9 protein-coding genes and 1 pseudogene are annotated in these 14,455 nt (G+C 61.4%); 3 read left to right on the forward strand and 7 right to left on the reverse strand.

Translation table 11 applies throughout. The features are described 5' to 3' along the window. Positions 1-31 precede the first annotated feature (31 nt). On the forward strand, positions 32-3,550 hold the full coding sequence (locus PFEN_RS23850; RefSeq protein ID WP_191489095.1) for an autotransporter outer membrane beta-barrel domain-containing protein: 3,519 nt from the start codon (positions 32-34) through the stop codon (positions 3,548-3,550). Between the two features lie 189 nt (positions 3,551-3,739). Here PFEN_RS23850 and PFEN_RS23855 read toward each other — a convergent pair whose 3' ends face one another. Together PFEN_RS23855 and PFEN_RS23860 are read right to left on the reverse strand one after the other, a co-directional pair. Beyond that, entirely contained in the window at positions 3,740-4,018 is a 279-nt protein-coding gene (locus PFEN_RS23855) for a helix-turn-helix domain-containing protein (RefSeq protein ID WP_191489096.1), read from the reverse strand. Continuing rightward, positions 4,015-5,095, reverse strand: a pseudogene (locus tag PFEN_RS23860) (HipA domain-containing protein). The gene PFEN_RS23855 and the pseudogene PFEN_RS23860 overlap by 4 nt, the downstream one beginning before the upstream one ends. 287 nt (positions 5,096-5,382) lie before the next feature. Here PFEN_RS23860 and PFEN_RS23865 point away from each other — a divergent pair. Further along, positions 5,383-5,676 (forward strand): hypothetical protein, encoded by a 294-nt coding sequence (locus PFEN_RS23865; RefSeq protein ID WP_191489097.1) that lies wholly within the window; start codon positions 5,383-5,385, stop codon positions 5,674-5,676. 68 nt (positions 5,677-5,744) lie between these two features. On the opposite strand, the gene oadA is transcribed toward PFEN_RS23865, so the two are convergent. Together oadA and PFEN_RS23875 are read right to left on the reverse strand one after the other, a co-directional pair. Beyond that, on the reverse strand, positions 5,745-7,553 hold the full coding sequence (oadA, locus tag PFEN_RS23870) for a sodium-extruding oxaloacetate decarboxylase subunit alpha (protein ID WP_191489098.1): 1,809 nt from the start codon (positions 7,551-7,553) through the stop codon (positions 5,745-5,747). An 11-nt stretch (positions 7,554-7,564) separates the two neighbouring features. Continuing rightward, positions 7,565-8,980, reverse strand: a complete 1,416-nt coding sequence (locus PFEN_RS23875; RefSeq protein ID WP_191489099.1) for an acetyl-CoA carboxylase biotin carboxylase subunit — start codon at positions 8,978-8,980, stop codon at positions 7,565-7,567. Positions 8,981-9,181: 201 nt separating this feature from the next. On the opposite strand from PFEN_RS23875, the gene PFEN_RS23880 reads away from it, so the two are divergent. After that, the gene (locus tag PFEN_RS23880; RefSeq protein WP_191489100.1) at positions 9,182-10,144 is read left to right on the forward strand and encodes a LysR family transcriptional regulator; all 963 of its coding nucleotides are present in this window, start codon (positions 9,182-9,184) and stop codon (positions 10,142-10,144) included. Here the strand turns inward: PFEN_RS23880 and PFEN_RS30880 are convergent. From PFEN_RS30880 to PFEN_RS23890, 3 genes are all read right to left on the reverse strand, one after another. Continuing rightward, positions 10,086-10,277, reverse strand: coding sequence for a PA3496 family putative envelope integrity protein (locus PFEN_RS30880; RefSeq protein ID WP_224771062.1), 192 nt, complete (start codon positions 10,275-10,277; stop codon positions 10,086-10,088). The two genes, PFEN_RS23880 and PFEN_RS30880, sit on opposite strands and share 59 nt — an antisense overlap. A 259-nt stretch (positions 10,278-10,536) precedes the next feature. Beyond that, complete coding sequence (gene hexR, locus PFEN_RS23885; protein WP_040071809.1) at positions 10,537-11,403, reverse strand: transcriptional regulator HexR; 867 nt, start codon at positions 11,401-11,403, stop codon at positions 10,537-10,539. 143 nt (positions 11,404-11,546) lie between these two features. After that, the gene (locus tag PFEN_RS23890; RefSeq protein WP_191489101.1) at positions 11,547-14,414 is read right to left on the reverse strand and encodes a GGDEF domain-containing phosphodiesterase; all 2,868 of its coding nucleotides are present in this window, start codon (positions 14,412-14,414) and stop codon (positions 11,547-11,549) included. Between the last annotated feature and the right edge of the window lie 41 nt (positions 14,415-14,455).

A 14,455-nucleotide genomic window follows, 5' to 3' on the forward strand; every position in this document is an offset into this window, starting at 1 on the left:
GGCCTCGAATCAATCCGAGGCCGGAAAACGCATGTCCCCTACCCCTCATCGTCTAGCACTCGCTATCACGCTGGCACTGACCACTCTCGTCCTGCGGGATACACAAGCCAACCCCATTGGCACCTCTTCAGCCGCCAGTGAACAGGATCGCGCCAGCGCCCGCGCGGCCGTCATGAATACCAGCAGCCTGCACGCCACCAAGGGTGACGCGATCACGCTGAGCGGCGCGTCAGTCGACTACACCAATCATCGTGACGGCGAGATCCAAGCGATTACCGGAAGCGCCATCAAGCTCAGCGGACGCAGCACCGGTCGCATCGTCAACGACGGGAAGGTCACCAGTGAACAACATGACGGCATAGAACTGGGGGCAAGTGATGTCGCCGTGATCAACAACAAAGTCGTCACGGGCGGGCGTCACGGCATCAGCACTCGAGGCCAGGCAGAGCTTGTAAACCGGGATCGGGTGAGCGGACTCAACGGCGCGGGTTTCCACTCCGCGGGCAGTGGCAAGATCACCAACTACGGCAGCTTGACGGGCGATGCAGTCTCCCTGGACGCCGACGGCGATGGCATCCGGATCAAGACGAGCGCCGAGATCCATAACAGCGGCCAGATTGTCGGCAAAGGCAGTCGAGGCGTGGACCAATATGGCGCCGTTCATACCAGTGAAGGCATCGCCATCGGCGGCGGTACGATCATCCAATATGCCAAGGGCAGCATCAGCGGCGCCGATCACGGCATCGTCGTGAGTGACGGCAACCAGAATCCGGCGCAGCAATCCACCGCACTGGAAAATAACGGCACTATCCACGGCCAGCAAGGCTTTGCCGTGCAGTTCATTGGCGAGCAGGCCGACCGGGTGACCAATAACGGACTGATCCACGGCGGTAACGGCCATGCCCTCGACCTGGGCGGCGGTGACGACACCCTGATCGTGCAGGCAAACAGTCGCTTCGAAGGTAGCGTCGATGGCAACACGGGGTACGACCGGGTCATCCTCGACAGCCCCGCGGGCGGCCGCTTTGGCGACAGCCATAATTTCGAGCGACTGGAGGTCCGGCAAGGCCGCTGGTCCCTGAGCGGACAGACGCTGTTCAGTAACAGCATCGAAATTTTTCCCGAGGCCCAGCTGGCGGCGCGGGACGGCACGGGCCTGCGGATCGAAGGCGGAACCCATCTGCTCAACCGTGGCACCGTGACAGGAACCACCGCCACCGTAGACAGCGATGCCGACGGACTGCGGGCCCGGGGCAGGGTCTACATCGACAACCACGGTCGAATCACGGGCAGCGGGGCCAATGGTTTTGACCGGGGCCATCGCCCCGGCGGCGACTCCGCCAGTCCACGCCATAGCAGCGAGGGCGTGTACCTCGACGGCGGTCGCCTCAGCAACCATAAGGGCGCGGAGATCGAGGGGCAGCACAACGGTATTCTCGCCGACCAGCGGACAACCTCCTTGCTGCTGGAGAACGATGGTTCCATTCGTGGCCTCGACGGCTTTGGCGTCAACCTGGTCGGCCAGTTCGCCGATACCGTGATCAGCAACGGCCTGATCAGCGGCGGCAATGGCGTGGCCCTGAACCTGGGGGGTGAGAGCGACACCCTGATCGTGAAGAGCGGTAGCCAATTTTCCGGCTGGGTGGACGGCGGGACCACGGACGATTACCTGGAGAACTTTCTACTCGGCGCCAACCCTGACACACCACTCAAAGCCAACGACGACCTAGTGGTCCTCGATGACGCCCAGGGCGGCAGCTTCGGCAACAGCCGCCACTTCGAGCGGCTGCAGGTCAGGACGGGAACCTGGACCCTCACCAGTCAGGACGACTTCAGCAGCGGGGCCGAGATCCTGGCGCATACCCATTTGATCAACAGGGGCGGTATTCTCGGGACAGCGCGGGTCAGCAATGGAGCGAGCTACAGCGGCAATGGAACGGTTGGACAGCTGTGGGTGGCGGGAACCCTGAAGGTTGACCCCCTGGAGGGTGCCGCCAGGGTCAAGGAACACCTGACTCTGGATCCCGGCGCGACCCTCTCCTACGGCATCGACGCCAACGGCAACAGCGCCACCGTCGAAGTCGGTGGCTCCGCCCACCTGGACGGCGCCCGGCTCTACGTACTGGCCGCCAACGAATCGCCGACAAGCCAGCGGCACACGGTGATCAAAGCCGGCAAGCTGGAAGGAAAATTCGCCGAGATCAGCAGCAACCTGGCGTTGATGACCGCTACCGCCCACTACACCCCGACGCAGGTGGACATCACCTACAAACGCAACGAGGTCAATCTGGAGGATCTCGGCAACACCGAGAATGGCCAGAACGTAGGGGGAGCCTTGAACCCCTGGATAGAGCCAAGTCCGCCTGCGGCAGCACCGGTCATAACGCCTGAGCCGGTCATTCCCGCACCAGCCATTACACCACCCGAGCCGATCGCTCCCGCACCAGCCATTACACCGCCAGAGCCGGTCGCCCAGAGAGACCAGGACATCGAGCTGTCGGATTCGCCCGCCGCTCCAGACTCACCACTGCGCCATGCCCTGCGCTACATCAGCGCCGTTGAAGCGGGACAGGCGCTCGAGCAGCTATCCGGCGGCAGCAACGCCCAGTTGCGCAACGCGACACTCAGCGGTTCCCGGCAAGTGGGCAGCAGCCTGCTGGCAGTCATGCGCCAAACGGAATTCCTGCCCGGCCAAGGCAGCAAAACACTTCAAGTCATGAACGGCGGCCACAGCCGGCTCTGGGTTCAAGGCCTGGGCAATTCCGCCAGATTCGACAGCAATCACGGCCACCACGGGCTGCGGCAGAGCACCCGGGGCCTGCTATTGGGTGTCGACTGGGCGCTCGACAGCGAATGGCGCCTCGGCATCCTTGGCGGCCAGTCGCAGTCGGACTTCAAAGGCCAACGCTTTACCGCTGGCCTCGACAGCTGGCACGTCGGCGCCTACGCCCTGCGCCAAAGCGGCCCGCTGGCCCTGCGGCTCGGCGCGGTGTACAGCAGCCATTCCGGCAAGACCGAACACAACCTGGCGTTCAACGGCTACCGTGACCGCCTCAAAGGCGATTACGACGCCAACAGCCAACAAGCCTTCGCCGAACTCGGTTACACCTTCGGCGCTGCCGGCCTGAGCCTTGAACCGTTCGCCGGCCTCGGCTACGAACGTTATCAGCGGGACAGTTTCAAGCAGAGCGGCGGCGAAGCGGCCCTGGACGTCAGCGCCCAAACCCACGGCAACTTCAACAGCACCTTCGGCTTGCGCGCGAGCGCCATCACCGTCCTCGACAATAAAATGAGCCTGACCCCGCGCCTGAGCGCTGGTTGGAAACACCTGTATGGCGACGTTGACAGCACGACCGAACAAAAACTCGCGGTAACTGATCGCGCCTTCAAGGTCAAAGGCGCAGCCCTGGACCGTGACAGCCTGCTGTTGGAGGCCGGACTGGATCTGCATCTGTCATCCAGCCAGAGCCTTGGCGTCGGCTACACCGGGGAAGTCGGCGGCAACAGCCGTCAACATGGGGTCATGGGGCAGTGGAGGCTGACCTTTTAAACCAGGCTTCCGCCATCCGGTCAGTTAAGGAAATGAGCGATTGAAAACATGTAGGAGCGGCCGGGCGACGCTCGATTGCCCGCGAAGCTTTTAGCGGCCCCCCAGGCCTCTTCGCGAGCAAGCTCTGCTCCTACAGGGACCGTGCTCGGACTTGACTGACGGCTAACCGCAAAAGGCAACACCAGCCCATCAGCCTGTAGTCTTGTGAAGTCGCACCACGCCCATCTGCAACCCGAAGGGTTTGAACACCGAATTCAATGACTTGAGCGTCGGATTGCCCTCTTCATGTTCGATATGAACAAGGGTCCGTACCGAAATCCTGCACATCCGGGCAAATTGAGTTTGGTGCAAACCGGTCACCTCGACGCGCAAGCGCCTGACCGCAGCCCCGATACCGATCACACCCTGGGCAAGTTCGTCCTGAATGGTTTGAATCAACAGTGCCCGGACTTCAAGGCTGAGGGTCATTTCAGCCCCCAGTCTTGCAAGCACTGCTCAAGTCTTTTCAAGGCGATCATCGGATGGTTCAAAGTGATTGTCGGCAAGCCACCGTCAGCCAGAATATCGGGCAAAGCCAACAAATGATCGGCGTCCGCCCGAAGCCGTTCAAACGCCATCTGCGGATCGACGATACCTACCAGCGCATCACAAGCCTTGCGCCAATCCACCTCGCCCCCCCTTTCAATCTCCCTTGACCACTTGGTGCTGCGTGTCACGCCCTCGTCATCCATGACCATCGGCGCCAGGTCATAAATAGGTGCCAGACGAAACGCCGACTTTTCGCGGATGATCGAGGTGTTCCGTCCGTGATTGTCGGAATTACCCAGAATCTTGTTGAGCAAATCGCGCCGCAGATAATCCGCAACCAGATCCGTCACCTGATCCTGCTGGCCCGCCTGATGCCAAAGGCTTGCCAGACGCCTGATCACCTCCAGATGGTCCATGTAACTGCCGGGAATAGTGACTCCAGCCAGCGAATACATCGACTCCACGGCAAAACGCTCAACCCCCTGTCCGGTGACGTTACGATCAAAGCGTCGCATCCAGAGGCTTGGCCTGCTGGCTTCCTCCAGCGCCTTGCTCATAGGCGTATTCGAGAAATCGACTATCACGACTCACTACGTCCGCCCGTGAAAAACCCATTGGCTCACGACCATCGTATGTCTCCACAGAATCCTTGACGCGCAAGTGGCCAATCGGTGCGGGGGTACTTCTTCCCAGCAAAAACAGATCGGCACTGACATCATTCGGCTTTTCCCTACCTACTCGGGCCATGAGGAATCGCTTGGCCGCCCCGGCAGGAGCAATGTCCTGAATAAAAGCGGGGGCCAACTGATCACTCCTGCTGTCCCAGTCCAACGGCAGAGCCGCACTGACAGCACAAGCGAACGAACTGCCCATGTCCTCGAAGTGATCCAGCAGATAGCTTTGCTTATAGGCAAACCTGCAACGCCCCTCGAAGCCTTTTTGTGGCTCCTCGAAAGCCAGGGTCATGGCGTCCTGCCAAGCCCCGTTCGCATAAATCTGGAGCGTCAGTGCGTACATGATTCAACCTGCAATTTAATGCGTCCGATAAGCAAAAGTCGTCGATAGAACTGCAATCTAGTACATATCGATCCATCTTCCTTGTCTCACGAACGCAATAAAATGCATTTTTAGAGCGTCAAGTGGGCAAGATACGCAATAAAATACAGACCCCTCAGTACTTGACCGTTGATCAGGACTGTCATTTTTGACAGTAGATATGTCGTCGATCCCAGCCTTAGCTTGAAGCGGCCCTGCTTGCCTTCGAAGGAGTGGATTTCTTTGAACTTTAAGGACGAGGTGTTGAAATGAGTCATTCAAAAACTGGAAAATCGACTCTTCCGGAAGCAGCGGTCGTGGGCTCGACAATCACCGTTGAAGACCCTGTCGTAAACAGCATGAGCGGGATCGACTCACTCTTTTTCAAAAGAGGAACAGAGCCCGGAATGCAGCATGACGTCGTACGCAGCCATTCCGGGAGCATCAGGATCAAGATCCCTGATTTGCCTGGAACCGTCACCATCACGGGCCGTTATGCCGCGTGCACTCCCGTGCGCGAGGAAGACCGGGTCCTCGGCACTCTTGAAATCGTCGCCGCCTGACCCAACGCCAAAAAAAAGGGGGCACATGCCCCCCGAGGTATAAATCGTTGTGAGTCGAAGGCTGCGGTTCAGCCTTCGATCTCGATGAGGATTTCGCCCGGATTGACCCGGTCGCCCTTGGCTACATGGATGGCCGTGACCTTGCCGGCAATCGCCGCCTGCACTTCGGTTTCCATCTTCATGGCTTCGGTGATCAGCACGGCCTGGCCGGCTTTGACGGTATCGCCTTCCTTGACCAGTACATCGACGATATTGCCCGGCATGGTGGTACTGACATGGCCCGGCGCGCTGGCCTGCTTGCGCTTGCTGCCACCGCCGCCAACGAACTCATTGAGCGGTTCGAATACCACTTCTTCCGGCATGCCATCGATGGACAGGTAGAAGTGCCGCTTGCCTTCGGCTTTCACACCGACACCGGTGATATCCACCCGGTAGGTTTCACCGTGCACGTCGATAACGAACTCGGTCGGTACGCCCTCTCCGCCCGCCGAACGCACGCCACCGGCCTCAGGAATCGGCAACAGCACTTCAGGGACCAGGGTGCCGGCCTCACGCTCTTCGAGGAACTTGCGCCCGATATCCGGGAACATGGCGTAGGTCAGTACGTCTTCTTCCGACTTGGCCAGGGCACCGATCTCACCACGCAACTTGACCATTTCCGGCTTGAGCAGGTCAGCCGGACGCACGTCGATCAGTTCCTCGCTACCGATGGCCTGGCGCCGCAGCTTCTCGTTGACGATGCCCGGCGCCTTGCCGTAGCCACCTTGCAGGTACAGCTTCACCTCGTTGGTGATGGTCTTGTAGCGCTCGCCGGCGAGGACGTTGAAGAACGCCTGGGTGCCGACGATCTGCGAAGTCGGGGTGACCAGCGGTGGGAAGCCGAGGTCCTCACGCACTCGCGGAATCTCCGCCAGTACTTCGCCCATGCGGTTCAAGGCGCCCTGCTCTTTCAGCTGGTTGGCGAGGTTGGAAATCATCCCGCCCGGCACCTGATTGACCTGCACCCGGGTGTCGACTGCGGTGAATTCACTTTCGAACTGGTGGTACTTCTTGCGCACGGCATAGAAGTACAGGCCGATTTCCTGCAACAGTTCCAGATCCAGACCGGTGTCGAACTCACTGCCTTTAAGGGCCGCGACCATCGACTCGGTACCCGGATGGCTGGTGCCCCAGGCAAAGCTGGAGATCGCGGTGTCGATATGATCGGCGCCGTTCTCCACCGCCTTGAGCTGGCACATCGCAGCCAGGCCGGCGGTGTCGTGGGAGTGGATAAACACTGGCAGCGACTGCTCGCTCTTCAGCGCCTTGACCAGTTCGCCCGTGGCATAAGGGGTCAGCAGGCCGGCCATGTCCTTGATCGCCACCGAGTCGCAACCCATGGCTTCCATCTGCTTGGCCTGGGCCACGAACGCCTCGATGGTATGCACCGGGCTGGTGGTGTAGGCGATGGTGCCCTGGGCGTGCTTGCCCGCCGCCTTCACGGCCTCGATGGCAACCCGCAGGTTACGCACGTCGTTCATGGCATCGAAGATACGGAACACATCGATGCCGTTGACCGCCGCCTTGGCGACGAAGGCCCTGACCACGTCGTCGCTGTAATGCCGGTAGCCGAGCAGGTTCTGGCCGCGCAGGAGCATTTGCAGGCGCGTGTTGGGCAAGGCCGCGCGCAGTTGGCGCAGACGCTCCCATGGGTCTTCCTTGAGGAAGCGCACGCAGGCATCGAAGGTCGCGCCGCCCCAGACTTCCAGGGACCAGTAGCCAACCTTGTCGAGCTTGTCGCAGATCGGCAGCATGTCTTCGGTACGCATGCGAGTGGCGAGCAGCGATTGATGGGCGTCGCGCAGGATCGTGTCGGTAACGTGAATCTTTTTAGTCATTGGAATAGTCCTCACAGGCCTGCGTGGGCGGCGATGGCGGCGGCGATAGCCAGGGCCAGCTCTTCGGGTTTGCGCTTGATCGAGTAGTTGGTCAGTTCAGGGTGGCTCTCAACGAAGCTGGTATTGAACTGACCGCTACGGAATTCCGGGTTACGCAGAATTTCCTGGTAATAGGCCGCGGTGGTCTTCACGCCTTGCAGGCGCATGTCGTCCAGGGCGCGCAGGCCACGGTCCAGCGCCTCTTCCCAGGTCAACGCCCAGACCACCAGCTTCAGGCACATGGAGTCGTAGAACGGCGGAATGGTGTAGCCGGTGTAGATCGCCGTGTCGGTACGCACCCCGGGACCGCCGGGGGCGTAGTAACGGGTAATCTTGCCGAAGCTGGGCAGGAAGTTGTTCTTCGGGTCTTCGGCGTTGATCCGGAACTGCAAGGCGAAACCGCGATGAATGATGTCTTCCTGCTTGACCGACAATGGCAGGCCAGAGGCGATACGGATCTGCTCACGGACAATGTCGATGCCGGTGATTTCTTCGGTGATGGTGTGTTCCACCTGCACCCGGGTGTTCATCTCCATGAAGTACACCTCGCCCTCGGCGAGCAGGAACTCCACGGTGCCGGCGTTCTCGTAGCCCACCGCCTTGGCCGCGCGCACCGACAGGTCGCCGATATAGGCGCGCTGTTCCGGGGTCAGTTGCGGGCTGGGAGCGATTTCGATCAGCTTCTGGTTGCGCCGCTGGATCGAGCAGTCACGCTCGAACAGGTGCACCACGTTGCCGAAGCTGTCGCCGAGAATCTGCGCTTCAATATGCTTGGGATTGACGATACATTTTTCCAGGAAGACTTCCGCCGAGCCAAAGGCCTTGGTCGCTTCGGAAATCACCCGGGGGAACGCCTGTTCCAGTTCTTCGCGGCTGTTGCAGCGACGGATGCCGCGACCGCCACCACCGGAGGTGGCCTTGAGCATCACCGGGTAACCGATGCGGTCGCCCTCGGTGAGGGCTTCGGCGATATCCGCGACATTGCCTTCGGTACCCGGGGTGACCGGCACGCCGGCCTTGATCATGCTGCGCCGGGCTTCGGTCTTGTCGCCCATGCGCCGGATCACTTCCGCCGACGGGCCGATGAACTTGATCCCGCGTTCGACACAGATGTCCGCCAGCTCGGCGTTCTCCGAGAGAAAGCCATAACCGGGGTGCAGCGCGTCGCAACCGGTTTCCACCGCCAGGTTCACCAGCTTGCGCGGATTCAGGTAGCCGGCCAGCGGCTCGGCGCCAATGCTGTGAGCCTCATCCGCGCGCTTCACATGCAGGGCATGGCGATCGGCGTCGGAATAGATCGCGACCGAGCGAATGCCCATCTCGGCGCAGGCACGCACGATTCGTACGGCAATTTCACCACGGTTGGCGATCAGGATCTTTTTTATCACTTGGAAATTCCTAAGCCGCTGGAACAAACAACCCTTGGGGTGCAACCGAAAAAACGGGTCGGCGCGTGACTAAATGTTTCAAGCCAGTCGCGAGTCCACACTAGTCCTACCCAGCGATAAACTAAAATCAATAATTATTGGGTCACTCATAAGCAAAAGCTTATAGTTGAACGGTTCGTAGCCCCCGCGAGTACTTAGACAATGCGTAAGTCCTTGATGCGTATGACATTACGCCAGCTCAAGATTTTCAACGAAGTCTGCGATCTGCGTTCCTACAGTCGCGCAGCTGACGAAATGTCTCTCACACAACCGGCTGTAAGCCTACAAATTCGTCAGCTGGAAGAGCTGATCGGGCAGCCTTTGTTCGATTACGTCGGCAAAAAGCTCTACATGACCGAGGCGGCTGAAGCGTTACAGCGGGCCAGCCGGGATATTTTCGGTCGGCTGGAAAACCTCGATATGCAGCTTTCGGACATGCAGGGTTCGCTGCAAGGGCAACTGAAACTGGCGGTGGAATCCAGCGCCAAGTATTTCGTGCCGCACCTGTTTGCCGCGTTCAAGCGCCAGCATCCCGAGGTCAACCTGCACCTGACGGTGGTCAACCGCGCGCAGGCGCTCCGGCGCCTCTCGGACAACCGTGACGACCTGCTGATCATGTCGATGGTGCCCCAGGACATGGGGCTCGAATTCCTGCCGTTCCTGAACAACCCGATTGTCGCGGTGGCGCCGCCCGATCATCCGCTGTGTCACGGCGGCCCGCTGCGCTTGCAGGACCTGGAGCCGTACACGCTGTTGATCCGCGAAGCGGGGTCGGGAACGCGGATAGCTTGCGAGGAGTACTTCAAGGAAAAACGCGTGCACTTCTCGCAAACACTGGAAGTGACCTCGGGCGAGGCCCAGCGCGAATGCGTGGTGGCGGGGCTGGGCCTGGCCCTGTTGACGCGCCATGCCCTGAGCCTGGAACTGGCGACCGGCGTGCTCCGGGAACTGCCGGTGGAAGAACTGCCGCTCTATCGCAGTTGGTGCCTGGTTCAGGCCAAGGACAAACGCCTGTCACCGGTCGCCCATGCGTTCCTGGGGTTTATTCGCAGTGAACGGTTACAAATCAGCGGGCTGGTTGAGCGCTTCGACGGTCGCCTGCCATGTCTGCCTGCCAGTAATTGAGGGCGGCGATTTCCTGTTGCAACTGACGCAGTTCGTTGCGGTCTTCGATTGCGCGACGAAATTCCATGCGGCGCTGATCTTCCTGCTGCCGACGGGTTTTGACGCTGCTTTGCTCTTCGTGGTGCCGGGCCATTTCGAGTCTCCCAAGGTGGGTACGGGAGTTACAGAGTGGACTCGGGCAATGACGGTTTGGCGGCAAGTGCGTGACAGACAGATGAAAGTTGTCCCTGTGGCGAGCGGGCTTGCCCGCGCTGGGCGGCGAAGCAGCCCCAAAACCTGTGACGGTGTTCTGCCTGATACAACGAAGTCGCTGATTTCAGGGCCGCTTCGCCGCCCAGCGCGGGCAAGCCCGCTCGCCACGCAAGCCCACCCGAGGCAGAGAGTCAGTGGACCTAGTCGTCGAGGGCTTTCACCGACTTGGGCGACAAGCGCAGGCTGCGCAAGCTGCGCTTGACACTCTTGAGGTGGTTCACCAGGCTCGGCCCACGGGCCATGGCCACGCCCATCGCCAGCACATCGATCACCACCAGGTGGGCGATACGCGAGGTCAGCGGGGTATAGATCTCGGTGTCTTCGTGCACGTCGATGGCCAGGTTCACTGTCGACAGCTCGGCCAGCGGGGTCTGGCTCGGGCACAGGGTGATCAGGGTCGCGCCGCTTTCACGCACCAGATTGGCGGTGATCAGCAGATCCTTGGAGCGGCCCGACTGGGAAATGCAGATCGCCACGTCGGTGGGCTTGAGCGTCACCGCCGACATCGCCTGCATGTGCGGGTCGGAATACGCCGCCGCCGTCAGCAACAACCGGAAGAACTTGTGCTGGGCATCCGCCGCCACCGCGCCGGAAGCACCGAAGCCATAGAACTCCACGCGCTGCGCCGCCGACATGGCGGTCACGGCGCGTTGCAGTGCGGCCGGGTCAAGCTTCTCGCGCACGTCCATCAGGGTGTGCAGGGTGGTGTCGAAGATCTTCAGGCTGTAGTCCGCCACCGAATCGTCTTCGTGGATCGCGAACTGCCCAAAGCTGGCGCCGGCCGCCAGGCTCTGGGCCAGCTTCAGCTTCAGGTCCTGGAAGCCCGAGCAGCCGATGGCCCGGCAGAAACGCACGATAGTCGGTTCACTGATGCCCACGCTGTGGGCCAGGTCGGCCATGGAACTGTGCATCACCGCCGCGGGGTCGAGCAGGACGTGATCGGCGACCTTGAGCTCCGACTTGCGCAGCAGGTTGCGAGACTGGGCGATGTGTTGCAACAGATTCAAAGGGCTGGACTCATTGTTATGGGCGAACGCCTGGGATGTAGCAGTCTTGTAGTTATACTACAAGAATTCGCGAATTGCCCGCTCCATTACGTAACCAGCCTCCCCGCTACCGTAGCGCGGGGAGCATGTAGCCACTGCGGCACCTAGGGAAAGCCTTGGCGCAGCAGGCGCATCAACTCCAGTGCCGCCACCGGCCGGCTGATCAGATAGCCCTGCACCTCATCGCAGCCCTGCGCCGTGAGGAAATCCAGCTGCTCCTGGTTCTCCACGCCCTCGGCCACCACCTTCAATTCCAGGCTGTGGGCCATGGCGATGATCGCCCGGGTGATCGCCGCGTCTTCGCTGCCCTCGCCCAGGCCACGAATAAAACTTTGGTCGATCTTCACGTAGTCCACCGGGAAGCGCTTGAGGTAACTCAGGGACGAGTAGCCGGTACCGAAGTCGTCGATGGCCAGCTTCACCCCCAGGTCGCGCAGTTGCTGGAAGGTCGCGATGATGTGTTCGACGCTGTCGAGCAGCTGGCTTTCGGTCAGCTCAAGCTCCAACAGTTCCGGGGCCAGGCCGGTTTCCTCCAGCACCTGGCGTACCAGGCTGACCAGCTTGCCCTGGCGCAACTGATGCACCGACAGGTTCACCGACACCCGCAGCGGCGCCAACCCCTGGCGCTGCCACTCGCACGCCTGCCAGCAGGCCTGGCGCAGCACGAACTCACCGATCGGCCCGATCAGTCCGGTTTCTTCGGCCAGGCCGATAAAGTCTCCCGGCGGCACCTGGCCCAGGGTCGGATGCTCCCAGCGTACCAGCGCCTCGGCGGCGTTTACCCGACCGGAGGCCAGGCACAGCTTCGGCTGGTAGAAAACACTCAACTGGCGCTCTTCGATAGCCTTGCGCAGTTGGTTCTCCAGTTGCAGGCGCTCCAGGGTGCTGGCTTGCAGACTGTCGGTATAGAACTGGAAATTATTCCCGCCCAGGTGCTTGGCATGCTGCATGGCGATGTTCGACTGGCTGATCAACACCGGTATTTCCCGCGCATTGTCCGGTAACAGGCTGATCCCCATGGACGCGCTGACCACCAGTTCGTGCCCGCCGATGGTCACCGGCACCCGCAGCTTGGCCAGCAGGCGGGTCGCCACCCGGGCCAGGCTGGAGAGATTGCCGTAGGCGTCGAACAACACCGCGAACTCGTCCCCGGACAACCGGGCAATGGTGTTGGCTTCCGGCAAGGCGCTGACCAGGCGCCGGGCCATCTGCTGCAACAATTGGTCGGCGACTTCATGGCCGAGGCTGTCGTTGAGCAATTTGAAACGGTCCAGGTTGATGTGCAGCAACGCCAGGCTGCGGCCACCCTGGCGGGCCTGCTGATGGGCCTCATACAGACGCTCGCGGAACAACGAACGGTTCGCCAGCCCGGTCAGTTCGTCGTAGTGGGTCAGGTAACGCATGCGCTCTTCGGATTCGCGCCTGGCCGACAGATCGGCGAAGAAGCCCACGATATGACTGACATTTCCCCGCCTATCGCGCACCACATTCAGTTGCAGCCATTGCGGGTACAGCTCGCCGCTCTTGCGCGCCTCGACCAGCTCACCCTGCCAGCTGCCGTGCTGTGCCAGAGCCTGGTGGATGGTCGAATAGTGGCGCCGGGCATCACGGCTGCACGGCAGGTCGACCACATTACGCCCGAGCATGTCCTCGGGCAGGTAACCGGTCACCCGGCTGAAAGCCTGGTTGATCGCCAGCAGGCTGTAATCCGGGTCGAAAATCACGATGCCTTCACTGGCGGCCTCGAACACCGTCGCAGCCAATTGGCGTTGGGCTTCCTGCTCCTTGTGCGCGCTGATGTCACGACGGGTGCCGACCATGCGCAATACGCGACCGCTGGCGGTACGCTCGACCGCTCGCCCGCGATCTTCGATCCAGACCCAGTGGCCATCGCCATGCCGCACCCGGTATTCGATCACATAATCCTCGGTACGGCCCTTCAGATGCTCCACCAGCGCGTGCTTGAGCGCCGGGACATCGTCGGGATGCAGGCGCGGCTTGAGGTGGCCGAGTATCGAGGTCACGTGTTCCGGATCCAGGCCGAACAGCTCCTTGATCTGGGTGTGATGCACTTCGTCGGTCTGCAGGTTCCAGTCCCACAGCCCCAGCTCGCTGGCCTGCAGGGCCAGGGCCAGACGCGTTTCGCTTTTGCTCAGGGCCTGGCTCGCCGCGTCCAGCTCCAGGCTGCGCTGGGCGACCCGACTCTCCAGGCCGACCTGGGCCTCGCGCAGCTCCTGTTCGGCGCGGCGGCGCTGCTCGATTTCCCGTGCCAGTTCGTGGTTGAGTTGCTCGCTTCGGGTTTGTGCCTGTTGCAGGCTCTCGATCAGCGCCTGGTTCTGGAAGCGCCGTAACAGACCACGACGGATCAGGCGATTGACCTGCAGGGCGACCACGCTCAGCGACACCAGCAGGATCAGCCCGAGCCAGCCCCAGCCTTGCTGCTGCTCGGCGCCGCCCCAGAACAGGTAGCCGATGGCCGGCAACAGGCAGGGCAAGGTAAAGGTCAGGAACGCCGGAATGCTTACGGCATAGGCCACGCTGGCGGACAGGGTGGCGGCACCGATCAGGCCAAAGACCCAGGCCTGTTCGAGGAAACTGTCGGTGGGCACCAGGGCGATGCCGGCGCAGGCCAGGGTCAGGCCACTGACCGCCGAGCCCAGCAGGAACATCCGCCGCCAGATCGGCTGGGCCTGCCGACTGGGCATCGCCGAATCGAACGCCGCCACCTGGATGACCCGCAGGGCCACCAGTGCCATCAGCCATGCCAGCCAGACGCTGACCAGCAGGTAGCGCTGCGGGCTCCAGAGCAACCAGGCGCAGACCAGTCCGTTCAACAACATGAATAAAGTCGGCAGCAACGACCCCTGGTACAACAGCCGCGTACGTTCGACCGTCAGCTCAGTGGCGAACTGCTTGTGGATAACCCGCCCAGCCTCCATCGAGGGGCTCTGCGCGTCAAAGCTCTGGGTCATGGGCAGTATTCTTATAATGGTTAAGCCATAAACGTCGCAGG

It is taken from the genome of Pseudomonas sp. FEN (assembly GCF_904067045.1).
Lineage (GTDB): Bacteria > Pseudomonadota > Gammaproteobacteria > Pseudomonadales > Pseudomonadaceae > Aquipseudomonas.